Here is a 23,635-nt window from a genome sequence, read left to right as displayed (position 1 = left end):
AGCAACACATGTCCCTCACCAACCGCGTCATGAAGATGTCGAATCTCTATGCGCCCACCCTGAAGGAGGATCCCGCCGAGGCCGAGCTCGCGAGCCATCGCTTGCTGCTGCGCGCCGGCATGATCCGCAAGCAGGCCGCCGGCCTCTACAGCTACCTGCCACTCGCCTGGCGCTCCCTGCGCAAGATCGAGGACATCGTGCGCGACGAGATGGACGCTGCCGGCGCCCAGGAGCTGCTCATGCCCATCCTCACCGACGCCGAACTGTGGCGCGACAGTGGTCGCTGGGACGCCTACGGCCCCGAGCTCATGCGCCTGCACGACCGCCACGACCGCGACTTCGTGCTCGGGCCCACGCACGAGGAGACCGTCACCTCGCTCATCACCAACGAGCTCAGAAGCTACAAGCAGCTCCCGGTGAACCTCTATCAGATCCAGGACAAGTTCCGCGACGAGATGCGCCCCCGCTTCGGCCTCATGCGCGGCCGCGAGTTCATCATGAAGGACGGCTACTCCTTCAACGCCACGCAGGAGAGCCTGCAGGAGACCTACGACGCCATGAAGCAGGCGTATGCGAACATCTGCGAGCGCTGCGGGCTGCACGCCCTGCCCGTCGTCGCGGACTCCGGCCAGATCGGCGGCGACACCTCCGTCGAGTTCATGGCGCTGGCCGACGCCGGCGAAGCGGCGCTCGTCTACTGCGACGAGTGCGGGTTCGCCGCCGACGAAGAGGCTGCCGCCACGACGGTCCCCGTCACCGAGGGCCCCGGCGACGGCACCCTGCAGAAGGTCCACACCCCCGGCCTTGGGACGATCGAGGCGGTCGCCGCGTTCTTCGGCTTCCCGGAGAACGGCACCCGCAAATCGCTCGCGCTCATCGCCGAGGACGGCACGCCGGTCGTATGCATCGTCCCGGGCGACCACGAGCTCAACGAGGTCAAAGCCGAGCACCTCTTCGGCGCCTACCACATGATGACCGACGAAGAGCTTGAGGCCAACGGCCTGTTCAAGGGCTTCATCGGGCCGGTGAACCTGCCCGCCGGCATCCGTCTGGTGGTGGACGAGAGCCTGCGCGAGTCCAAGAAGTGGGCCTGCGGTGCCAACGAGGTGGACTACCACTTCACGGGCGCCTGCCCGGACCGCGATTTCGAGGTCGACGAATGGGCCGACCTGGTGACTGTGAAGGCTGGCGACCCCTGCCCGCACTGCGGCCGTCCGCTGTCGGGCGCACGCGGCATCGAGGTTTCGCAGGTCTTCCAGCTTGGCACCAAGTACTCCGCCGCCATGGGCGCCACCTTCGCCGACGAGAACGGCGAGGAGAAGCCGTTCCTCATGGGATGCTACGGCGTGGGCGTGTCCCGTACGCTGGCCGCTATCGTTGAGCAGCACAACGACGAAAACGGCATCATCTGGCCCGTCTCGGTGGCTCCCTACGAGGTCTCGGTCATCGCGCTCGACAAGAAGGGCGAAGCATTCGAGGAGGCTGCGCGCATCGCCGATGAGCTGGCCGCTGCCGGTGTCGAGGTCGTGTTCGACGACCGCGCCGAGCGCCCGGGCGTGAAGTTCGCCGACAACGACCTCATGGGCTTCCCGTATCAGGTCATCGTAGGCAAGCGCGGCCTTGCAAATGGCACGGTCGAGTTCAAGGACCGTGCCACCGGGGAGCGCGAGGACATCGCCCTCGATACTGTCGTAGCCCAACTCGCCGAGCGCATTGCGGGGGAGTGCCGATAGCGCTTGGTCACCTGCGCGTGGCGCATAGCGGCTGGGGCTCTCGTCTGCCCGGCCATGAAACATCGTGGTATACGGGTCGTGCTGGGGATTTCATCTTTCGACACGGCCCGTGCGAGAACAAAGTTTGCGATTGCCTCAACTTTTCTCTTGCACACCCGATACGAATCCCGTATAGTATTTTCCGTTGCTTGGGGGCGTAGCTCAGCTGGGAGAGCGCTTGACTGGCAGTCAAGAGGTCAGGGGTTCGATCCCCCTCGTCTCCACCACTTGTAGCTGATAAGGACCTTGCTTCTGCGAGGTCCTTTTTGTTTAGCGCCTGTTCATCCTTGTGCCTTCCTATAGGCATGATCGGTACACATCCTTCGATACGCACCGAAGCCGATCGCCTAGCCTCTCCATAGATATTGATTGGTGGGGAGGTTGTAAGACAAATAATGAATCTGCGATAGGCTGCCACCTGTGTTTTGTGGCATATCACACGCTTGAGATTCAGCTATTGATTGTTCTGTAGCAATCCACACGCTCAAGGCCGTTTTTACCACCTCCAAGCGTGTGTATTGCTCCAATATAGAATTCAGCGTGTACATTGCCGCACAACCTGGATACCAGCTCTTTTGAACGTGCTGCAGCACATCCAACAGTCCACAAGCCGAGCAAGCTCTCAGAAAAAGTTTATTGAAAAGTTCTTGCATTCATTCGGAGCATCCCGTATAGTAATTCCCGCACCAGATGGGGGCGTAGCTCAGCTGGGAGAGCGCTTGACTGGCAGTCAAGAGGTCAGGGGTTCGATCCCCCTCGTCTCCACCATCGTATGATACACAGCCTCTCTACAGAGGCTGTTTTCATATACGGGCTCTTGGCGCAACGGTTAGCGCAGGGGACTCATAATCCCTGGGTTGAGGGTTCGAATCCCCCAGGGCCCACCAACTATTCAAAGCCTCGCGATTGCGGGGCTTTTTTGCTATGCGACCCAGGTATCGAGTGCAATGAAGGAAACAATCATTGGCATGACACAGATACCGCGTTGGTGAGACACCTGCCACTAAACTTCGTCCGCTCGGGACTACAACAGTCACCCCGCATTCCAAAGTGCAAAGAGGGACAAACGATAGAGATGGCTAGGGCATAGCGACGGCGAAGGACAATGGGCGATGCAAACCGACGGGAAGAGATGGGGGACGAAGCATACCGACCGACAGCGAGAAGCGAGGACGAGGCACACCGACGGCAATGTGCGGGGACGAGACATACAAAACTGAGCATTGACGACCCCGAATTTCGCCGACGCTCAGTTATGCTTCAAAATTGACTCCGATTCTTGAACATTACTGAGCGTTGACGTTAAGTGGACAAGCGTCAACGTCGGGAGCACTTCACATGTACGCTATCGAAGGAGTCTCCATAACTTTTCGTCTGAGAAAATTCTCGGTTGGCGCACTCATAGTTCTGTGTTAGTATTTCTCTCGCCGAAAGGCACAAGGGCGTTTGGCTCAGGGGTAGAGCACATCCTTCACACGGATGGGGTCACAAGTTCAAATCTTGTAACGCCCACCATCAACAGAACGGGGCCGGGGAGCAATCCTCGGCCTTTTTGTTATCTATCACGCTGCGACACCACACGCTGGTCGTTCTGGAGAGAGTTGCCATGATTCTGAACGTCGACAAGATCGAAAAGAGCTTTGGAGCCCGTACGCTCTTTACGGGAGCCTCCTTTCAGGTGAACCCCGGCGACCGATTCGCCCTCGTAGGCCCCAACGGCGCAGGCAAGACGACCCTTCTCAAGATCATCATGGGGATCGACGCCCCCGACGCCGGCACGATCACGTTTGCCAAAGATGTAAACGTGGGCTACCTGGAGCAGGAGACGAATCTCGCCAGCGACCGCGCCGTCATCGACGAGGTGACCGCCTCGGCGGTGGAGATCAAGGCCTTGGGCGAGCGCGCCGAGGAGCTTCAGCTCCAGATTGCCGAAGCGGGGGAGCGTGGCGATGTACCCGAATCCCTCATGAAAGAATACGGACAGGTCCAGGACCGCTTTGAGCGCCTGGGCGGCTATGAGCTCGACAGCAATGCCCGCCAGATCCTTGCCGGCCTCGGCTTTCCCGTCGACGAGTTCGACAAGCCCTGTCGCGAGTTCTCGGGCGGCTGGCAGATGCGCATCGCGTTGGCGAAGCTCTTCCTGCGCCATCCGGACCTGCTGCTGCTTGACGAGCCCACCAACCATCTCGACCTCGAGAGCGTCCAGTGGCTCCGCAGCTTCATTGCAAACTACGAGGGCGCCGTACTCATCGTCTCCCACGACCGCGCCTTCATGGACGCCTGCGTGGACCATGTGGCGGCAATCGAGAATCGCCGCGTGACGACCTACACCGGCAACTACAGCGCCTACCTCAAGCAGCGCGAAGACAACCTGGAGCAGATGCGCGCCAAGCGTGCTGCCCAGGAGCGCGAGATTGCACACATGCAGGTCTTCGTGGACAAGTTCCGCTACAAGCCCACCAAGGCCGCGCAGGCCCAGGAGCGCATGCGGCGCATCGAGCAGATTAAAAACGAGCTCGTGATTCTTCCCGAGGGCCACAAGCACGTCGACTTCAAGTTTCCCGACCCGCCGCGCTCGGGCGATACGGTTGTGAAGCTCGAAGGCGTGGTGAAAAGCTATGGCGACCACCATATCTACGACGGTATCGACCTCACGCTCTATCGTGGCGACCACGTGGCGCTCGTAGGCCCCAACGGCGCGGGCAAGTCGACGCTCATGAAGATTCTCGCCGGCATCGAGCAGCCCACGGCAGGCACGCGCGAGCTCGGCGTGAACGTCGGGGTGGCCTATTACGCCCAGCATCAGCTCGAAGGCCTGAAGGAGTCCAACACGGTCCTACAGGAGATCGACTCGGTTGCACCCACGTGGACCGTGCCCCAGCAGCGCAGCCTCCTCGGCGCCTTCCTGTTCTCGGGAGAGGACGTCGATAAGCGCGTCGGCGTGCTCTCGGGCGGTGAGAAGGCCCGTCTTGCACTCGCCAAGATGCTCGTGGCGCCCGAGGCGCTTTTGTGCCTGGACGAGCCCACGAACCACCTGGACATCGACTCGGTCGATATGCTCGAGAACGCGCTGCGCAATTTCCCGGGCACGATCGTGCTCATCAGCCACGACGAGCACCTTGTGCGCGCGGTCGCGAACCGCGTCGTGGACATCCGCGACGGCAAGATGACCGTGATCGATGGCGACTACGACTACTACCTGTTCAAGCGCGAGGACCTCGCTGCGCGTGCGGCCCAGGAGGCCGCCGGCCAGGCACAGGCGACGACCGCCGCGAGCACCCGCTCCAAGCAGGTGGCACAGTCGTCCGCGACGCCGCAGCATGAGGGCAAAAAGACCAAGGAGCAGCGCCGCGCCGAGGCCGAGGCCCGCGCTGAGCTCAACCGCAGGCTCAAGAAGACCCGCGACCGCCTAAAGAAGGTCGAAGCCGACCTCGAAAAGAAGCGCGCCCGCTACGACGAGCTCATGGCGCTCATGGCGTCCGAGGAGCTCTACGCCGACCAGGACCGCTTTGCCGAGGCGCTCTCCGAGTACAACGGCCTCAAGAAGACCATTTCGACCCTCGAGGACGAATGGCTCGAACTCTCCACGACTATCGAGGAGGAGACCGAACGTGGACGTGCGTAGAGCCGCCGCCGTGGCGCTCACTCTGATCTCATATGCCCTGCGCGTGCTCGCGATCGCCATGTGCGCCCTTGTGGTGGTGCTCTGCTTCTCGGGCCTTGCCGCACGCATCGGCATCGTGGGGCTCGTGACCGACCTGTCGCGCGCCATACCGCAGATCATCGCCGGCTACGGCGTCATCTCGTCGCCATTTGGAGGCGTGTTCCGCCTGGATTTCACCATCGTTGCCGTCATACTCTTTCTGCTTGACTACCTATGCGCCCGCATCGCGCGCGCCCTACGCTAGGAGTCCCCGTGAATCAGATCCAATATCTCATCATCAACGCCCTTGCCGTCATCGTGGGCATCGTGGTCCATGAGAGCGCACATGCCCTTGCCGCCTACGCCTTGGGCGACTCAACGGCGCGCAGCCGCGGCCGCGTCTCGCTGAACCCACTCAACCATATCGACCCCTTCGGCACCATCCTGCTGCCCCTCTTGATGATCCTTGCCGGCGGTCCCGTCTTCGCATTCGCGAAGCCCGTGCCGGTCTATCTGGGCAACCTCAAGCATCCCAAACGCGACGAGGTGATCGTCGCGCTCGCGGGGCCTGCCTCCAACATCCTGCTTGCCGCAGTGTTCGCCCTGCTGCTTCGCGCCCTCATGCCCGCCGCATCCTCCGGCGTGGTGAGCCTTGCTGTAGCAAACCTTGTAATGCAGCTCTGTGTCACAAGCATCGTCGTCAACCTGTCGTTGGCGTTTTTCAACCTCATCCCGCTGCCGCCGCTCGACGGCTCGTCTGTGCTCGTGCTCTTCTTGAAAGGCCAGGCGCTGCAGAGCTACTACCGTCTCCAGCAATACGCCATGCCCATCCTCATCGTGGTGCTCTATCTACTCCCCATGGTCTTGCACATCGATATCGTCGGCATCTATTTCGACTACACGGTTTACCCGCTTGCCAACCTGCTCCTCGATTTCGCCATGGCATGACGCGTGCCAAACGGCACATACGCTAAACTGTACGGTTGCGTCACACAGACGGTCGAGGAAAGGAGGGCGCGTTGTCGTATCGAGTGTCCACGCAAGCCTATTCCGGGCCGTTCGATCTGCTGTTGCAGCTGGTATCCCGCCAAAAGGTCGATATCGGGGCCATCTCCATCTCTGAGGTCGCCGAGCAGTACCTCCAAGAAGTTGAGCGACTCGAGGCCCTCGACCTGGACGTCGCTAGCGACTTTTTGCTTGTCGCCGCGACCCTGCTGGACATCAAGGCCGCCTCGCTCGTGCCGGATGACACCGACCGTCATCGCGACGACGAAGACGACGAGGAGCTCGACGAGCTCTCCAACCTCGATGGCGACGCCATGCGCGAGGTCCTGATCCAACGGCTGATCGCCTACAAACAGTTCAAAGGGGCCGCAGCCGCCCTTGGCGCGCGCATGGAGGCCGAAAGCCGCATGCACCCGCGCGTCGCCGGACCCGATCCGGAGTTCTTGAACCTCATGCCGGACTATCTTGCCGGCATCACGCTGCGCGGCCTTGCCGTGATCTGCGCCGACCTCGACAGCCGGCGCGAGACGTTTCTGCTCGAAGCCGAGCACGTGGCGCCGCATCGCGTCCCGCTCGAGCTCACGGTTGCCTCGGTCGACCGTCTCACCATCGCGCGTCCGCACCTTACCTTCCGCGACCTGCTCGACGACGGCTCCGACGTGAGCCAGGTGGTTGTCACCTTCCTGGCAATGCTGGAACTCGCCAAGCGCGGATCGGTGACATTGCGTCAAGACGAGCTCTTTGGCACCATCGATATCGATCGCGTCGAGGGTGCGCCGGAGTACCATCCCGGTGAGGACCTCTCTCTGGAGGAGGAGTAGATGGAAGATCTTGAGCGACTCGAACCCGACTCGCTAAAAGGCGCCCTCGAGGCCCTGCTGCTGGCCTCAAGCGACCCCGTGAGCGCAAGCGCCCTGGGGCAGGCCCTCTCGATCACGCCGGGCGAGGCCGCCTCACTCTTAGCCGAGCTGAGCGTCGAATACCGCGAGGCCAACCGCGGCTTCCAGCTGCGCGAGGTTGCCGGCGGATGGCGCCTCTTCACGCACCCCGCCTATCACGACCAGGTCGAGACCTACGTGCTTTCCTGGGATACCCAGAAGCTCTCCCAGGCCGCGCTCGAGACCCTTGCCGTGATCGCCTATCACCAGCCGGTCACCCGCGAGATGGTCAAGGGCGTGCGCGGCGTCAACTCCGACGGCGTTATCTCGTCGCTTGTGGATAAAGGGCTCGTCCGCGAGCTGGGTCGCGATGCACAGCACGGCCAGGCGATCCTCTACGGAACCACCAACGCCTTCCTCGAGAAGTTTGGCCTGCGCTCCACCAAGGACCTGCCCGACCTTGAGCAGTTCGCTCCGGACGAACAGTCCCGCCAGTTTATCCGCGAGCGCCTGTCGGGCCGCTCAATCCAATCGACGCTCGAGGAGACGGAGAGCGACCTCCAAGAAGAGCGCGACCTGCTTGAAGACGACTACGACGATGACGATGACCTCATGATCGTCGGCGATGCGACGGACGACGACCATGACGCCTGACACCGAACAAAACGACTATCCGCGCACCATGCGCCTGCAGCGCTTTCTCGCGCGGTCGGGCGTGGCGAGCAGGCGCGGGTCCGAAGACCTCATGACAGCCGGTCGCGTGACGGTGAACGGACAGGTCGCGACCGAGCTCGGTACGAAGGTCGACCCCGACCGCGACCATGTCGAGGTCGACGGCATACCGGTATCGTTTGCCGCGTCCCCGGTCTATCTCATGCTCAACAAGCCCGCGGGATTCCTCACCACCATGAGCGATCCGCAAGGAAGACCCTGCGTGGCAAGCCTTGTGCCGCGGGACGATTATCCCGGGCTCTTTCCGGTCGGCCGGCTCGACAAGGACACCACCGGCCTGTTGCTCTTTACGACGGACGGCGACCTTGCAAACGTGCTGCTTCACCCTTCAGGCCACGTCGAGAAGACCTATATCGCCCATGTGGACGGCAACGTCTCGGACAAGGAGCTCGAACCACTGAGGCGGGGCATCATGCTCGACGACGGTCCGTGCCAGCCGGCACGCTGCCGCCTTTTGCGTCCGTCCGCCACTCGCCCCGTTTGGCCGGACGGCGTGCCGAGCGGCACGAGCTGTGTCGAGGTCATCATTCGGGAAGGGCGGAAAAACCAGGTGAAGCGCATGCTCGGCGCCATCCATCATCCGGTGCTTCGCCTTCACAGGCCTCGGTTTGGCCCGCTCGAGCTCAAAGGTCTTCCCGAAGGAAGCTGGAGAAAACTCTCGGACGCCGAAATCCAGGCGCTTAAGCACGCGACTGTGGGTTCGGCCACCGATACGATTTGTGATCGGCGCGCGGCATCGGGCAGCGCGTCAGGAGGGGAGGGGCGTCGTGATCGTCGCCATTGATGGACCTGCAGGTTCTGGAAAATCGACCATTGCCCGCGAGATCGCCCGTCGGCACGGGTTCGAAAAGCTCGACACCGGGGCCATGTACCGGGCGGTGACGTTTGCCGCCTTGAGCCGCGGCATCGACCTTGCCGACGAGGACGGCGTCTGCCACCTTGCCCGTCTGGTCAACATCGTCTTTCAGCCCCAGCCGGGCGGCGTGACGCGTGTCTTTTTGGACGGCGAGGACGTCTCGAGCCAGATTCGCACGCCAGAGGTCGACGCCGGCGTCTCGAAGGTCTCTGCCTATCCCGACGTCCGTGTAGCGATGCTCGCTCCCCAGCGTGCAGTCGCACGCCAGCACGACGTGGTTGCGGAGGGCCGTGACATCGGCACGGTCGTGTTCCCCGATGCCGACGTCAAGGTGTTCCTCACCGCCGACCCACGCGAACGCGCACGCCGTCGCGTCCTCCAGCGCCATGAAGGCGAACAGGTCGACCTCTCCGCACTCGAACCAGAGATCGCGGAGACCCTCGCCTCCATCGAGCGGCGCGATGCCCTGGACGCCTCGCGCGACGTGGCGCCGCTCGTAGCCGCCGCAGACGCCGTGCGCATCGATTCAACCGCCTATTCCATCGAAGAGGTCGTGGATCAGATCTCTGCCCTTATCGAGGAGGCCCAGCGAGCATGATCAAGCTCTTCCAGACCGAGGACCACTATTACGACCAGGGCATGCGCGAAAACGCGCTGCCCATACGCATCCTCTACTACGTCGTCATCGCCGTCCTGTACATCTTCTCGAAGGTCATGTGGCGTTGGAAGGTTGACAACACCGAGAAGCTCGTCCCCAAAGGGAAGACCGGCTCGGTCATCATTTCCAACCACACCTCCATGGCCGAGGTCGTCGTCACGGTGACCCATATCGTGCGGCAAGGGAGGCGCGTGCGCCCCATCATGAAGTCCGAGTTCAACAAGAACCCCATCGTGCGCTGGTTCTTTGCCCGCGTCGGAGGCATTCCTGTCGAGCGTGACACGGCCGACATGAAGTCGCTTCGCCGCGCCCAGCACGCGCTCCAGCGCGGCGAGGACGTGCTCATCTATCCGGAGGGCACGCGCATCCGCACCGATGACCAAAAGGTCGAGGTCCACGGAGGCTTCGCCCTCATTGCGAGCATGGCCAAGGCCGACATCGTGCCGATGGCCGTCTGCGGCTTTCGCGACATCACCCGTGACGGACACCACCTCATGCGTCCCGTGAAGACGTGGCTTCGCGTCGGTGAGCCGGTGCATCTTGACGACGCCCCGCGCGACCTCAAGCGTAAGGAGCGCCTGCAGTGGGTCGAGGACGAGGCGATCCGGCGCATGTACGCCATCCGTGACGAGCTGCGCGTCGAGCATCCGGGGAGGCGATAGCGGTGGCAACCGTGCGCGTCGCTGCCTACGCCGGCGCCTGCTACGGCGTTGAGCGAGCGCTCGAGAAGGCGTTTGCCGCTGCGCGGGATGCCCAGGGACCCGTCCATACCCTGGGTCCGCTCATCCATAACCCTCTAGTCGTCTCCGACCTTGAAGCCTCGGGCGTCGACGTCGTCGAGAGCGTCGACGACGTCTCGGACGGCACGGTCATCGTCCGCACCCACGGCGTGGTTCCGCAGGTCATCGACGCGGCTCGCGCCAAGGGCCTGAACGTGATCGACGCCACCTGCCCCTACGTCAAGAAAGTGCACCACGCCGCGCGTCGCCTGGTTGCCGATGGCTGTCAGCTCATCGTTGTCGGCGAGGCAGGCCATCCCGAGGTCGAGGGCATCCTGGGCGCGGCCGGGGAGGGCGCCGTCGTGGTGCAGACCCCTGCCGACCTCACTCAGATCGACCTTGCCCAAAAAGTGGGCGTCGTGGTGCAGACCACTCAGACCGCATCCGCCTTGAGCGATGTCGTGGCAGCGATCGCGCCGCGTGTATCCGAGCTCCATGTGGTCAACACCATCTGCGAGGCAACGAGCGAACGGCAGCGCGCCGCGGCGGAGCTTGCCGACACCTGCGACTGCATGGTCGTCGTTGGCGGCAAGAATTCCGCCAACACCCGCCGGCTCGCCCAGATCTGCGCAGAGCGCTGCGACAACACGCATCACATCGAAGATGCAGACGAGCTTGAAGACGCCTGGTTTGCAACGTCTCAGAACATCGGCGTCACCGCCGGCGCGTCAACGCCTTCGTCCCATATCCACCGCACCTGCGAGCGCATCCAAGCCATTCTGGAGCGATCATGACCGCGAACACGCCCTATGCCAAGACGGGTGCCGACTACGGCAGGACCCGCGACGCCGACGCCTCGCGTGGCGCCCTCGTCGTGGCCGTGCGGCCCGATTCTCCGGCCTATGACGCCGGCATCGAGCCCGGCATGCGCGTTCTCACGGTTGCAGGCCGCCCGCTCACCGACATGACCGTATGGCTGTGGGAGGCCGATGACGAGACCGTTGAGCTTGAGGTCTTCGACCCGTCCGACGAAACGGTCTGCCCTTGCGAGCTTGAACGCATGCCGGGGGAGGACTGGGGCCTGGAGTTTGACGGCGCGGTCTTCGACGGCATGCGCACCTGCGTCAACGCCTGCGTGTTCTGCTTCATGACCATGCTGCCCAAGCATATGCGTGGAACTCTCTACATCCGCGACGACGACTACCGACTGAGCTTTTTACAGGGGAACTTCGTAACGCTCACGAACATGGACGACTCGGACGTGGCCGACGTCATCGACCACTGCCTGAGCCCTATGAACGTGTCGCTCCATGCGGTCACGCCCGAAGTTCGCCGTCGCCTTATGGGAAAGAACGCGGGGCGCGGCATGGAGGTGCTCGAGCAGATCATGGCCGCCGGCATCGAGGTCCACGCCCAGATCGTGCTCTGCCCCGGCATAAACGACGGCGAAGAGCTTGAGCGCACGCTTACCTACTGCGAGGAGCATCCCGCCATCACGAGCCTCGGCATCGTACCGCTTGGCTATACGCGCTTCCAGCATCGATTCACCTCGTCGTACTCGGACGACCCTGCCGCGGCACGCGCCGTCATCGCGCAGGTCGAACCGTACCAGGAGCGCATGCGTGCCGCGTGTGGACGCACCGTCTTTCAGCTCGCCGATGAGTTCTATCTGGACGCCGGCATCGAGCCGCCCGCCGCGGAGCACTACGACGGCTACCCGCAGTACTACGACGGCATCGGCATGGTGCGCACCTACCTTGACGAGACCCGCGCCGTGCAGGAAGCCGAGCAGGAGCGGCTTTCTGCGGTACGCTCTGAGCTCGACCGGCGCGGCATGCGGCTCGTCGTGGTCTCGGGCATGGCGGCACGGGACATCATCGCCGGCTTTGTCGAGGCCAAACCGCTCGAGGGGCGCGTCGCAGGCATCAAGAACAACTACTTCGGCGGCAACGTCGACGTGACCGGACTCATCTGCGGCGAAGACCTCCTTGCCCAGCTCGACGACGACCTGGGAGGGGTTATGCTCTTTGTGCCTGAGGTCATGTTCAACGCCGACGCCCTGACGCTTGACGGTTATCATCAAAAGCGGCTCGTCGCCGACCTCACCACACGCGGCGCAGAGACCCATATCGCCTCAACGATGCCTACCGACCTTCTGTGCGCCCTCGAAGGCGCCCTGGGGCTCGCTGCGCACGTACATACTGCCAAGGAGTGATGCATGAAACCCATCGTAGCCGTTGTCGGTCGCCCGAACGTGGGCAAGTCGACCCTGGTAAACAGGCTTGCCCAGACATCTGACGCCATCGTGCACGAGAGCCGCGGCGTCACGCGCGACCGCTCGTATCATGACGCCGACTGGAACGGACGCGAGTTCACCCTCGTGGACACCGGCGGCATCGAGCCGCTCAAGAGCGAGGACGTCTTCTCCACCTCCATTCGCGACCAGGCGCTGGCCGCCGCCGAGGAAGCCGACGTCATCCTGTTCGTCGTGGACGGCACCACCGGCGTCACCGAAGAGGACGAGACCGTCGCCCGCTTGCTCAAGCGCGTCCACAAGCCCACGTTCCTCCTGGTCAACAAGCTCGACAACCCCGCACGCGAGCAGGAGCTTCTTTGGGAGTTCTACTCGCTTGGCATCGGCGACCCCATGCCCATCTCGGCGCACCACGGTCACGGCACGGGCGACCTGCTCGACAAGATCGTGCCGCTGCTTCCCGAGGACACCGAAGAGGTCGATGAGTTCCCCGACGCGCTCGGCGTGGCCATCATCGGCCGCCCCAACGCAGGCAAGTCGTCGCTCTTCAACAAGGTCATCGGCTCCGACCGCTCCATCGTGTCCGACGTTGCCGGCACCACGCGCGATGCCATCGACACCATCGTTGAGCGCGACGGGCGCCACTACCGCATGGTTGACACTGCCGGCATCCGCAAGAAGAGCACCGTCTACGAGAACATCGAGTACTACTCCATGGTGCGCGGCCTGCGCGCCATCGACCGTGCCGACGTCGCGCTGCTCGTCGTGGACTCGACCGTGGGCGTCACCGAACAGGACCAGAAGGTCGCGAACCTCGCCATCGACCGCGGCTGCGCCCTCGTGGTGCTGCTCAACAAGTGGGACCTGCTCAAGGAGGAGCGGGAGCGTGAGCACGTCCTCGAGACCGTCGACCGCAGACTCACGTTTGCCACGTGGGCGCCGGTCCTGCGCATCTCGGCGCTGACGGGACGCTCGGTGGAAAAGATCTGGGCACTGGTCGACGACGCTGCCGCCAAGCGTGCCTCGAAGGTCTCGACCTCGAAGCTCAACCAGTTCCTGACTGACCTGCGCGAGTTTGGCCACACCATCGTGGACGGCAAACGCCGTCTGCGCATGCACTACGTCACCCAGACGGGCACAAAGCCGCCCACCTTCACGTTCTTTGTCAACCATCCCGACCTGGTGACCGACTCCTATCGCCGCTACGTCGAGAACCGCATGCGTGCGAGCTTTGACTTCAAGGGAACCCCGCTGCGCCTGCGCTTCCGTGCAAAGACCAAGGACGAGGGAAGTGAGCGGGCATGATGCCATTCAATCCCAGCATGCCCATCACCGTGGGCGTCACCGTCGGCTGCATGCTTGTGACCTATCTCATCTGCGGCATCCCCTTCGGATTCATCTTCGGCGAGCTTTTTGGCAAAGGAGACATCCGCAAGTCGGGCTCCGGCAACATCGGCACCACGAACGCCCTGCGCGTGGGCGGCGCCAAGATGGGCGCGCTCACCCTGTTGTGCGACGTGCTCAAGGGCGTCGTCTGCGTGCTTGCGTCGCGCACCGTCATGGCGATGTTCTGCGACCCCTCGCCGACGCTGCTCGATGCCGGCCAGCCCTGTGACTGGGCGCTGTCTCTCGTGTGTGTCGCGGCGCTCGCGGGCCATATGTTCACGCCGTACCTTCACTTCAAGGGCGGCAAGGGCATCGCAGTCGGCTTCGGCGTTTGTGTCACCTTCATCCCGCCGGTCGGCCTGTCGCTGTGGGTCCCGTTCCTTATCGGTGTCATCATCACCCGCTACGTCTCGGTTGGCTCCATGCTCGCGGCCATCTCCCTGCCGTTTCTTATCTGGTTCTGGTATCCCGCGTCCTCCATCGAGATGCGCGTAGCGTTTGCCGTGCTCGCTATCCTCGTCGTGTGGGCGCATCGTTCCAACATCAAGAAGCTTGTGCATGGCAACGAGTCCAAGCTCTCGTTTGGCAGCAAGAAGGAGGACGCTCGATGAACATCACCGTGATCGGAGCCGGTTCGTGGGGTACCGCGATCGCCGGCGTCGCCGCGGCGCGTGCCGACCGCGTAACGCTGTGGTCGCACGACGAAGAGTCCACGACGGGCATCAACGAACGCCACGTGAACCCGCTCTATCTGACCGACTACACGCTGCCTGACAACGTCTGCGCCAGCGGCTCCTATGAGGAGGCACTGGCCGAGGCGGACGGCATCATTGTCGTCGTGCCTTCGCCCTTCCTGCGCTCCACGATTCGTGGGGCGGCCCCCTCTATTCCTGCCGACGTGCCCGTCCTCTGCCTGACGAAGGGCATCGAAGAGGGGACCGGCAAGCTTATGAGCGAGGTCGTGGCCGACGAGATCGGCCACCCCGAACGCGTCGCCGCACTCTCGGGCCCCAACCACGCCGAAGAGATCTGCAAGGGAAGCCTCTCGGCCGCCGTCGTGGCCTCGGAAGACCCGCAGGTCGCTGAGTTCTTCCGCACGCTGCTCATCTCGCCGGAATTCCGCATCTATGTCACGCGCGACATGGTGGGCATCGAGACCTGCGCTGCGGTGAAAAACGTCATCGCCATCGTCTGCGGCATCGCTGCCGGCGCCGGCTATGGCGACAACACACTCGCCCTCATCATGACCCGCGGCCTGGCCGAGATCAGCCGCATCGTCAACGCCCGAGGTGGTGAGCCCATCACCTGCATGGGACTTGCCGGCATGGGCGACCTCGTGGCCACCTGCACCTCGCCGCATTCGCGCAACCGCTCCTTCGGCGTCGCGTTTGCCCACGGCGAGAGCCTAGAGGACTATCAGCGCCGTACGCACATGGTCGTCGAGGGCGCCGCCGCTGCCCGCAGCACCGCCCAGCTCGCCCGCTCGCTGGGCGTCGACGCTCCCATCACGTTCGCGCTCGAGTCGGCGCTCTATCAAGGCGTCGGACTTGAAGAGGCCCTGCGGCTCTTGCTGGACCGCATCCCGAACGAAGAGTTCTACGGCCTCGACCGCTAATTCCCGCACCACCGTCGCCCGCGAAAGGAGCATCCATGGCAGACCACGTCGTCCGCATCGCACCGTCCATCTTGTCCGCTGACCTGCTGCATCTTGGTCGCGACCTCGACGCCATCTCCGGCGCCGACTTCATCCACATCGATGTTATGGACGGGCATTTCACGACCAACCTCACCTTTGGCGTCGACACGGTGCGCGCCTGCAAGCGCGCAAGCTCGGTTCCGCTCGATGTGCACATGATGGTCACTAACCCCGACGAGACCGTCGGCTGGTACCTTGATGCCGGCGCCGACATGGTCACGGTTCACTACGAGGCTGCGCGCCACCTGCACCGCATCGTCTCGCAGGTGCACGCACATGGCGCGCAGGCGGGCGTGGTGCTCAATCCCGGCACCCCCGCCTGCGTCCTCGAGAGCATCATCGAGGACGTGGATATGGTCCTCCTCATGAGCGTCGACCCCGGTTTCGGCGGTCAGTCCTTCATCGAGACCACCCTCTCCAAGATTCGCCAGGTGCGCGCCATGGCGCGCGAGCACGGCGTCGAGCCCCTCATCGAGGTCGACGGCGGGGTATCCGCTGCCAACGTCGAGACCGTCGTGGCAGCCGGCGCAGACGTCATCGTAGCCGGCTCGGCCGTCTTCAAGTCGGATGACCCCGCCTCCGAGGTCACGCGCCTACGCACCCTCGGCACGCCCGGCCTTGCAGCATGGAACGTGCAGTGAGCACCGTGCCCGACCATCTCGTTCTGCTTGACTACGCCGCCTCGACGCCCATGCGCCCCGAGGCGATCGAGGCCCAGCGCGTCTACGATGCCTCGCCGATCGCCGGCGCGAACCCCAACTCGCTCCACACGCTCGGCAGGCAGGCGGCACAAGAGCTCGAGCGCTGCCGCCGCGTCATCGCAAAGACCCTCGGCGGTCGCGTTCGCCCCAGCGAGGTCATTTTCACGGGCGGCGGCACCGAGTCCGATCAGCTCGCCCTCCTCGGTATCTCTGAAGGCGTTCGGGCACGCGACCGCAAGCGCACGCGCGTGATCACCTCGTCCATCGAGCACGATGCGATTCTCGACAACCTGCCGCTGTTGCGCGAGGCCGGCTTTTCCGTCACGGTCGTCGACCCCGATCGCGACGGCACGGTTCGATCCGAAAGACTGGCGGATGCCCTCGATACGGACGTCGCGCTCGTCTCGATCATGGTTGCCAACAACGAGACCGGCGTCGTGCAGCCCACCCAAGAGCTTGCCACGCTCGCCCATGGTGTCGGAGCCTTCTTTCATGCCGACGCGATTCAGGGATACCTCCATATGCCTATCGATGTCTGCAGCCTTGGCATCGACGCCCTGTCTGTCGCCGGGCACAAGATCGGCGGACCGGTTGCCTCGGGCTTTCTCTACCTAAAAGGCCGCACGCCCCTGCGTCCCCGCGTTTTCGGCGGGGGACAGGAGGCGGGACGCCGAGCGGGCACGCAGGACCTCCGAGGCATCGTCGCGCTCGCCGCGGCTGCCGATACTCTCGCCAAGCGGCTTCCAAAAGACCATGCACGCCTCATGGAGCTTTCCGCCAGCCTCTATCGCACGCTCTGCGCGCATCCCAAGATTCATCCAACGGTGCCGGACATCCTCTCTCAAGACCGCCTGCCCGGAATCGTTTCCATCTACGTAGACGGCTGGGACTCCGAGACCCTGGTGCTTCGGCTTGACGCTGCCGGGTTCGAAGTATCGGCAGGCTCCGCCTGTTCGAGCGGCAGTACCGCAGCGAGCCACGTACTCACTGCCATGGGTATGGATGCGGCGGCCGCCCAGGGGTCGCTGCGCATCTCGTTCGACGACCGCGTGCGCTCGGACGACCTCGATGCGTTTGCCGATGCCCTGGCCAAGCTCATTGGATAGGAGACGATCGTGAACGTCGCAACACTTCTGGAACGCCTGCTCGAGCGCTTTCCAGCCGATACGGCCGAGTCGTGGGACCACATAGGCCTCTCGGTGGGAGATCCGGCTCAGGAGGTGGGCCGCATCGCCGTCGCGCTAGACCCCACGCTCGCCAACGTCGAGGCCGCCGCGGCCATGGGTGCCAACGTCCTGCTCACGCATCACCCTGTCTACATAAAGGCGCCGGCAAGCTTCGAGCCGGCTCCTTCGGCAACAAATGTCGCCTGCTCGTCTGCCGTCTTTGCGGCAGCACGCCTCGGTGTCTCGGTGATCTCGCTTCATACGAACCTCGATCGCTCCCGCGAGGCCCGCGCCCACCTTGCTACACTCGCGGGCGTGACGCCGGAAGGTTCGCTTGAGCATCCCGACGACGACACGCTTGCCGGGCTTGGCGCCGTGGGCACGCTTGAGCCGTGCGCCCTCGAAACGCTTGCCCAGCGCTGCGCGACGGCCTTTGGAACCACGCCTCGCGTGTGGGGAGACCCCGCGCAGCAGATCGAGCGTGCCGCGGTTCTCGGTGGCTCACTTGGAGACTTAGGCGAGCTCGCCCTTGCCGCGGGCGCGCAGGTGGTCGTGACCGGCGAGGCCGGCTATCACGTCTGCCAGGACCTTGCGCTTCGCGGCTGCAGCGTCGTGCTGCTGGGGCACGATCGCTCCGAGCAGCCGTTTGTAGATATCCTTTCTGTGGCCGCCGAGTCGGCCGGCATCGAAGCCGCCAGCATCGCTACAATGGATTGCCCCCGCCAATGGTGGACGACGAACGAAGGAGTGCGCTCATGAGCGTTGGAACAGACCTGCTTGATCTGCAAGAGCTTGATCTCGCGCTGGCCCGTAGCCGGGCAGATCTTGCCGACCTGCCCGAAATCAAGGCACTTGCGCGCAAGCGCAAGGCGTATCTCAAGGTCAAGGACGATACCCTGCGCATCGTAGGCCGTCGCAAAGACCTCGAGACGGAACTCGCAGAGCTCGAGGAAGACGAACGCGACTGCAAGCAGGCCGTCGAAGACGTCCAGCGCGGATGCGTCGACCCTTCCGACTACGACGCTGTCCAGCAGCTCGAGATCGACCTGTCCAACCTTGCCAAGGAGCTCGACAAGATCGCCTTTGCCCGCGAGGAGCATCTGCGCAACCTCGCCGAGGTCAAAGAGCAGGAGGCCCAGGCATCCGACTTCCTCTCCCGCTGCGAGCGCGCCATCAAGGCCGACGCCCAGGCAGCTCGTAACAAGGCCCAATCCATCCAGGCGGACATTGACCAGGCGGAGCGTCGCCAGACCGCCCTTCGTGCGCGGATTCCCGAAGACATCCTTGCCGAGTATGACCGCTGCCTCAAGCGCTTCAACGGCCTTGCGGTCGAGCGTCTGGTGGGCGCCGTGCCCTCCACCTGCCGCATGACGCTTACCGAGTCCTCGCTCGCCGACCTTTCGCGCGTCGAAGGCATCACGCATTGCCCGTACTGCCATCGCATGCTCATCGTGACCGAGGAGGCCTAAGATGTCCGATCGGACGGATGAGCCCTGCGTCCTGGTATGTGTGACGGGATGCATCGCCGCGTATAAGGCATGCGAGATCGTTCGCCTGCTGCAGAAGCGTGGATGCCGCGCCAAGGTGCTCATGACCGAGCATGCGACAAAATTCGTGGGGCCTACGACCTTCCGGTCGCTCACGCACGAGAAGGTCGCGGTCGGCCTCTTCGACGACCCCGAGGACCCCATTCATCACATCTCGCTCGCCCAAGAGGCGGACGTCGTACTTGTTGCGCCAGCCACGGCCAACATCCTTGCCAAGATGGCCCACGGCATCGCCGATGACCTCATGTCGACGACGTTGCTCGCCACCCCGTCTCCCATCGTGGTAACACCGGCCATGAACGTAGGGATGTGGGAGGCCCCGGCCACCCAGGAGAACCTTGAGACCCTCCGTCGTCGAGGCGTCAACGTGGTCGAGCCTGGCGAGGGCTATCTGGCATGTGGCGACGTCGCCAAAGGCCGCCTTGCCGAGCCCGAGCAGATCGTCGAGGCGACCCTTGACGTTCTTGCCCGCTCCTCATCGCCAGACGCCAAGCTTCTGGCAGGGGAGCGCGTGCTCATCACGGCTGGCCCCACGCATGAGCCCATCGATCCGGTGCGCTACATCGGCAATCGCTCTTCAGGCAAGATGGGCATCGCCCTTGCCGAGGCGGCACGGGACATGGGCGCCCAGGTAACCCTGGTGCTTGGCCCTACCTCGCTTGAGCCTCCGCGCGGCGTGACCTGCATTCCGGTCGAGACCGCACAGCAGATGCACGACGCTGTGATCGACGCCTTTGACGCGAGCACCATCGTCATCTGCGCCGCCGCCGTCGCGGACTATACCCCGGCTCACCCCGCAGACCACAAGCTCAAGAAGTCTGCCGAGCCGCTCGATTCCGTGGAGCTCGTCCAAACCCCCGACATCCTAGGCGAGATCTCTGCCCATAAAGGGGGCCGACGCGTCATCGGGTTTGCCGCCGAGACCGACCGCCTCCTGGAGCACGCCCAAGCCAAACTTGAGCGCAAGGGATGCGACGCGATCGTTGCCAACGATGTCTCGCGCGCGGACTCCGGATTCGGCTCGGATACCGACAAGGCATGGTGGGTTACCAGCGACGGAGCGGAGGAGCTGCCGACGCTTGCCAAGGCGGACCTTGCCCGCGCCGTCCTGCGCCGCGCATACGATTTGTAAGATTGCGCAAAAAAGTCCTTGCATCGAGCGGACGAGTTGAGTAAAGTATCTTTTGCTGTTCAGGACAACAGCGTTTGCTTCGGGACGTGGCGCAGCTTGGTAGCGCACTTGACTGGGGGTCAAGGGGTCGCTGGTTCGAATCCAGTCGTCCCGACCAGAAGCTTGCAGGGCGCCTTTATGGCGCCCTTTTCGTATACAGCATTCGTCGCTGTTCGTCCCTACGCAGTGGGTATAGTAGCCCTAGTGTGTACATGCCCTAGCGTGCACGAAACGAGCGACAGGGGAGTAGCGTGGGTCTCAAGAAGAAGATCAGACGGGAGCTCATCGGCACCTCCGACTATCCCTCCAATAAGATTTTCACCATTTCGAACTGCATCACCGCGATACGGCTTGTCCTTACCGTGGTGTTCCTGTACCTGTTCGTCACCGACTTCAACCGCTACGTAGCACTTGCCATCTATGCCGTCGCCGCCTCCACCGACTGGCTGGACGGCCAGATCGCCCGCATGACGAAGACCGTCAGCTGGCTTGGCAAGATGATGGACCCCATCGTCGACCGCGCCTTGCTTTTCACCGGCGTGCTGGGCCTTGTTGCCCGCGGCGAGCTTCCCCTGTGGATGTGCATTCTTGTCATCGGGCGTGACGTCTACCTTGCCTGCGGCAACCTGGTTGTCCGCCACTTCCACAAGCGCCCCATCGACGTCGTCTACACCGGCAAGGCCGCCACGGCGCTCCTCATGACGGGATTCTCGCTCATGCTGCTGGGTCTGCCCGTGGTTGACGGCCTCTCGTGGTTCCCCGGCGTCTCCGCCCTTCCCGGCCTCAACGGCAGCTCGGCTCCGCTGGGCATCTTCTTTATCTACCTCGGTATCATCTGCTCCCTGCTCACCGCGGTTATCTACACCATCAAGGGAGCGATAGCCATCAAGCATGCCATCGACCACCCCGAAGACGAGGACATCGACTTCCTCAACCCCGAAATCGTGGAGTCGGAGGAGACCTCCTAAGCCTTGCAGCCGGCCTGTGATGCCTTTGGGGTAGAATGGAACGTAAAGCTTTCCGCCCGGATGTCGCCGGGTATGTTCGATAGGGGTAGCAATGTCCAACCAGACTGATTCCACGCGTGTCTTTCGCATGCCCATAGACGATGCCACCGCACCCGACCTCATGAGGAGCGCCCGCATTTCCAATCCCGTGCTCTCCATCATCAAGGGGCCGCAGACCGGCAACACCTTTGAGCTTGTCGACACCGAGACCACGATTGGGCGCGACCCCGCGAACGCCATCTTCTTGAACGACATGACCGTCTCCCGCAGCCATGCCAAGATTCTCCGCACGCCGAGCGGCGCGGTGATCGAAGACCTCGGCTCGCTCAACGGCACGTGGGTCGACGGCGCCATCGTCAACTCGGCACCGCTCCATGACGGTTCGTCCGTGCAGATCGGCACCTTCACGCTGATCTACCATGAAAGCAAGCCGGAGCGCATCGAAACGGGTGAATAGGCTTGGCCGAACGCAACTACTACAGCATCGGCCAGGTCGTCAATCTGTTGCGTGGATCGTATCCAGACCTTTCGAACTCTAAGATTCGCTTTTTGGAAGACGAGGGCTTGATAACCCCGCATCGCACCCCCAAGGGATACCGCCAGTATTCCAAGGAGGATATCGACCGGCTCGAAGTCATCCTACATCTCCAAAAGACGCGCTACATGCCCCTGAATGTCATCAAGCAGCGACTGGATAGCGCCACGGACCTCAGCACCCTGCAGTACGAGGTCGGGCTCCTTTCGGACGTTCCCATCAAGGAGCAGCCCAAGGAGACGAAGCAGAAGCTGCACCCTATCGAGGACATCCCCGACCTTCTGGGCGTTAGCATCTCCTTCGTCCGCTCGCTGGCCGAAAACGACCTCGTGCGCATCGTAAAGAGCCCCAAGAACCGCGAGCTCATCGACGGCCGCGACTTCGAGATCATCCGCTACTGCTCCGAGCTGTCACGCTTCCATATCGAGCCCAGGAACCTTCGCCAGTACGTGCTTGCCGCCAACCGCGAGTCGACGATGTTCGAGCAGGTGCTGATCGGCATGCTGGGCATGGACACGAGCGATGAGGACCGCGACGCCAAGCTTGAGCGCGCGTTCAAAAAACTCCACGACCTTACCGACGGCGTCCAGACAGCGCTTCTGAAGAACCGTGTCTTCGAATCGCTGCATGCCGTCGTCGAGGATGCCGACGTCGACCAGATCGATGACGAGATCACCCGGTCCGAGGCGGCTCGCGACGCCGCGCGTGACGCGCAGAAGCCGCCAAGCGGAGGCATCGAACCCCTGAGCAAGCGCCAGCGAACCACGTCTGGCACTACGCGTCGCAGCCGGTAGCAAATTCAGACGACCTGAGACCAAGGGAGTATGAACAAGATGGTAGATATCGCATCACGGATCGTGGACATTCCCGACTACCCGGAGCCTGGCGTGATCTTTAAGGACATCACGCCGCTCTTCGCCGATCCCGAGGCGCTTCGTGCTACGGTCGACGCACTTGCCGATCATTTCCGTGAGCTTGGCGTGACGAAGGTCATCGGCCCCGAGGCGCGCGGCTTTATGGTTGGCGTTCCGGTCGCCCTTGAGCTTGGTGCCGGCTTTGTACCGGCCCGCAAGCCTGGCAAGCTGCCTCGCAAGACCATCTCCATGAGCTACGAGCTCGAGTACGGCACCGACACGCTTGAGATTCACGCCGATGCCTTGACCCCCGAGGACCGCGTGCTCGTGATCGATGACCTTATCGCTACCGGCGGCACCCTTGCCGCCGTCGGCAAGCTTGTCCAGGAGACCGGAGCGACGCTGCTTGGCTACGGGTGCATCCTCGAACTTTCCTTCCTGCACCCGCGCAACGTTCTTGAGACCGAAGGACACGAGGTCTTTAGCCTCGTTTCGGTCGACTAGCAGCCGTTTTATCGCATGCTTTGCCCCGCCCCGGCGGGGCTTTTCTTTGACGTCATGGCTGTGTTAACCCTCTATTTGTATTTTCGTCCGCACGGCGGAGTAGCCTCTCCCCTGAAGGTGTTCCCGGGGAGAGAGGGGTCCGCGATGTCCGCGATGGGCTGGGAGAGCATGTTCAGGGCGATGAGGGGCGACGACAGGCGGTCGGCGCTCGAGGCCCTGCTCGCCGTCATGGAGGAGGACGCGGCGGGGGGCGGGGAGGAGGCCCCGTGCTGCCCGAGGTGCGGGTGCCCGCGCGTGGTGAGGCGCGGCCGCGACGCCGACGGCGCCCAGCGCTGGCTGTGCCGCGGGTGCGGCAGGACCTTCCGCGGGACGACCGGCAGCGTGCTCGCGTCGAGCAAGCTCGAGGCCCCGACCTGGGCGGAGTACGCCGCGCTCATGGTCTCGGGCGCCACGCTCAGGGACTGCGCGGCGGCCTGCGGCGTGTCGCTGCGGACGAGCTTCTCGATGCGCCACCGGCTCCTCGAGGTCATGGAGCGGTCGCTGCCCGCCTT

Annotated in this window: 23 protein-coding genes, 5 tRNA genes and 1 pseudogene; all 29 read left to right on the top strand. The window is 63.4% G+C overall.

The features are described 5' to 3' along the window. Window positions 1-29 precede the first annotated feature (29 nt). On the top strand, window positions 30-1,733 hold the full coding sequence (locus tag B5F33_RS07365) for a proline--tRNA ligase (RefSeq protein WP_087411212.1): 1,704 nt from the start codon (window positions 30-32) through the stop codon (window positions 1,731-1,733). Window positions 1,734-1,923: 190 nt separating this feature from the next. Then, window positions 1,924-1,999, top strand: a tRNA-Ala gene (locus B5F33_RS07360). A 465-nt stretch (window positions 2,000-2,464) separates the two neighbouring features. After that, window positions 2,465-2,540 (top strand) — tRNA-Ala (locus B5F33_RS07355). Between the two features lie 43 nt (window positions 2,541-2,583). Beyond that, a tRNA-Ile gene (locus tag B5F33_RS07350) sits at window positions 2,584-2,659 on the top strand. Between the two features lie 553 nt (window positions 2,660-3,212). After that, a tRNA-Val gene (locus B5F33_RS07345) sits at window positions 3,213-3,287 on the top strand. Window positions 3,288-3,378: 91 nt separating this feature from the next. Further along, complete coding sequence (locus tag B5F33_RS07340; RefSeq protein ID WP_087411159.1) at window positions 3,379-5,397, top strand: ABC-F family ATP-binding cassette domain-containing protein; 2,019 nt, start codon at window positions 3,379-3,381, stop codon at window positions 5,395-5,397. Continuing rightward, window positions 5,384-5,680, top strand: a complete 297-nt coding sequence (locus tag B5F33_RS07335) for a hypothetical protein (RefSeq protein WP_087411158.1) — start codon at window positions 5,384-5,386, stop codon at window positions 5,678-5,680. Before B5F33_RS07340 ends, B5F33_RS07335 begins: the two co-directional genes overlap by 14 nt. Window positions 5,681-5,688: 8 nt before the next feature. Then, complete coding sequence (locus B5F33_RS07330; protein WP_087411157.1) at window positions 5,689-6,363, top strand: site-2 protease family protein; 675 nt, start codon at window positions 5,689-5,691, stop codon at window positions 6,361-6,363. Window positions 6,364-6,434: 71 nt separating this feature from the next. Continuing rightward, window positions 6,435-7,241: a segregation/condensation protein A gene (locus B5F33_RS07325; RefSeq protein ID WP_087411156.1), complete on the top strand. Its 807-nt coding sequence runs from the start codon at window positions 6,435-6,437 to the stop codon at window positions 7,239-7,241. Further along, on the top strand, window positions 7,242-7,952 hold the full coding sequence (gene scpB / locus B5F33_RS07320) for an SMC-Scp complex subunit ScpB (RefSeq protein WP_087411155.1): 711 nt from the start codon (window positions 7,242-7,244) through the stop codon (window positions 7,950-7,952). Continuing rightward, window positions 7,942-8,814 carry a pseudouridine synthase gene (locus B5F33_RS07315; protein ID WP_239284933.1) on the top strand — a complete coding sequence of 291 codons (873 nt, stop codon included), beginning with the start codon at window positions 7,942-7,944 and terminating at the stop codon, window positions 8,812-8,814. Before scpB ends, B5F33_RS07315 begins: the two co-directional genes overlap by 11 nt. Continuing rightward, entirely contained in the window at window positions 8,798-9,484 is a 687-nt protein-coding gene (gene cmk, locus B5F33_RS07310; protein ID WP_087411154.1) for a (d)CMP kinase, read from the top strand. Before B5F33_RS07315 ends, cmk begins: the two co-directional genes overlap by 17 nt. Then, window positions 9,481-10,206: a lysophospholipid acyltransferase family protein gene (locus tag B5F33_RS07305; protein ID WP_087411153.1), complete on the top strand. Its 726-nt coding sequence runs from the start codon at window positions 9,481-9,483 to the stop codon at window positions 10,204-10,206. The genes cmk and B5F33_RS07305 overlap by 4 nt, the downstream gene beginning before the upstream one ends. 2 nt (window positions 10,207-10,208) lie before the next feature. Beyond that, on the top strand, window positions 10,209-11,057 hold the full coding sequence (locus tag B5F33_RS07300) for a 4-hydroxy-3-methylbut-2-enyl diphosphate reductase (RefSeq protein ID WP_204214459.1): 849 nt from the start codon (window positions 10,209-10,211) through the stop codon (window positions 11,055-11,057). Beyond that, window positions 11,054-12,478: a DUF512 domain-containing protein gene (locus tag B5F33_RS07295; RefSeq protein ID WP_087411151.1), complete on the top strand. Its 1,425-nt coding sequence runs from the start codon at window positions 11,054-11,056 to the stop codon at window positions 12,476-12,478. Before B5F33_RS07300 ends, B5F33_RS07295 begins: the two co-directional genes overlap by 4 nt. 3 nt (window positions 12,479-12,481) lie before the next feature. Continuing rightward, window positions 12,482-13,822 carry a ribosome biogenesis GTPase Der gene (gene der, locus B5F33_RS07290; protein ID WP_087411150.1) on the top strand — a complete coding sequence of 447 codons (1,341 nt, stop codon included), beginning with the start codon at window positions 12,482-12,484 and terminating at the stop codon, window positions 13,820-13,822. Continuing rightward, on the top strand, window positions 13,819-14,514 hold the full coding sequence (plsY, locus tag B5F33_RS07285; RefSeq protein ID WP_239284930.1) for a glycerol-3-phosphate 1-O-acyltransferase PlsY: 696 nt from the start codon (window positions 13,819-13,821) through the stop codon (window positions 14,512-14,514). The genes der and plsY overlap by 4 nt, the downstream gene beginning before the upstream one ends. Beyond that, entirely contained in the window at window positions 14,511-15,518 is a 1,008-nt protein-coding gene (locus B5F33_RS07280) for an NAD(P)H-dependent glycerol-3-phosphate dehydrogenase (protein WP_087411149.1), read from the top strand. The genes plsY and B5F33_RS07280 overlap by 4 nt, the downstream gene beginning before the upstream one ends. 35 nt (window positions 15,519-15,553) lie before the next feature. Continuing rightward, window positions 15,554-16,240, top strand: a complete 687-nt coding sequence (gene rpe, locus B5F33_RS07275) for a ribulose-phosphate 3-epimerase (protein ID WP_087411148.1) — start codon at window positions 15,554-15,556, stop codon at window positions 16,238-16,240. Then, on the top strand, window positions 16,237-17,406 hold the full coding sequence (locus tag B5F33_RS07270; protein ID WP_343215925.1) for a cysteine desulfurase family protein: 1,170 nt from the start codon (window positions 16,237-16,239) through the stop codon (window positions 17,404-17,406). Before rpe ends, B5F33_RS07270 begins: the two co-directional genes overlap by 4 nt. A 9-nt stretch (window positions 17,407-17,415) precedes the next feature. Continuing rightward, window positions 17,416-18,225: a Nif3-like dinuclear metal center hexameric protein gene (locus B5F33_RS07265; protein ID WP_087411146.1), complete on the top strand. Its 810-nt coding sequence runs from the start codon at window positions 17,416-17,418 to the stop codon at window positions 18,223-18,225. Then, a complete protein-coding gene (locus B5F33_RS07260; RefSeq protein WP_087411145.1) occupies window positions 18,222-18,935 on the top strand; it encodes a hypothetical protein in 714 nt (237 codons plus the stop codon). The genes B5F33_RS07265 and B5F33_RS07260 overlap by 4 nt, the downstream gene beginning before the upstream one ends. Window position 18,936: 1 nt before the next feature. Further along, window positions 18,937-20,145, top strand: a complete 1,209-nt coding sequence (gene coaBC / locus B5F33_RS07255) for a bifunctional phosphopantothenoylcysteine decarboxylase/phosphopantothenate--cysteine ligase CoaBC (RefSeq protein WP_087411144.1) — start codon at window positions 18,937-18,939, stop codon at window positions 20,143-20,145. Between the two features lie 80 nt (window positions 20,146-20,225). Continuing rightward, window positions 20,226-20,302, top strand: a tRNA-Pro gene (locus B5F33_RS07250). Between the two features lie 133 nt (window positions 20,303-20,435). After that, on the top strand, window positions 20,436-21,152 hold the full coding sequence (locus B5F33_RS07245; RefSeq protein WP_087411143.1) for a CDP-alcohol phosphatidyltransferase family protein: 717 nt from the start codon (window positions 20,436-20,438) through the stop codon (window positions 21,150-21,152). A gap of 91 nt (window positions 21,153-21,243) precedes the next feature. Then, a complete protein-coding gene (locus B5F33_RS07240; RefSeq protein WP_087411142.1) occupies window positions 21,244-21,648 on the top strand; it encodes an FHA domain-containing protein in 405 nt (134 codons plus the stop codon). Between the two features lie 2 nt (window positions 21,649-21,650). Then, the gene (locus B5F33_RS07235; protein ID WP_087411141.1) at window positions 21,651-22,520 is read left to right on the top strand and encodes a MerR family transcriptional regulator; all 870 of its coding nucleotides are present in this window, start codon (window positions 21,651-21,653) and stop codon (window positions 22,518-22,520) included. Between the two features lie 39 nt (window positions 22,521-22,559). Then, entirely contained in the window at window positions 22,560-23,084 is a 525-nt protein-coding gene (locus B5F33_RS07230; protein WP_087411209.1) for an adenine phosphoribosyltransferase, read from the top strand. Window positions 23,085-23,252: 168 nt separating this feature from the next. Then, window positions 23,253-23,635 (top strand): annotated as a pseudogene (locus B5F33_RS07225) (hypothetical protein); the annotation flags it as partial.

Origin of the sequence: Collinsella sp. An2 (genome assembly GCF_002160065.1) — a bacterium.
GTDB lineage: Bacteria > Actinomycetota > Coriobacteriia > Coriobacteriales > Coriobacteriaceae > Limicola.
Note: the sequence above shows the minus strand (reverse complement) of the source record. Positions and strands in the feature narration are given on the sequence as shown.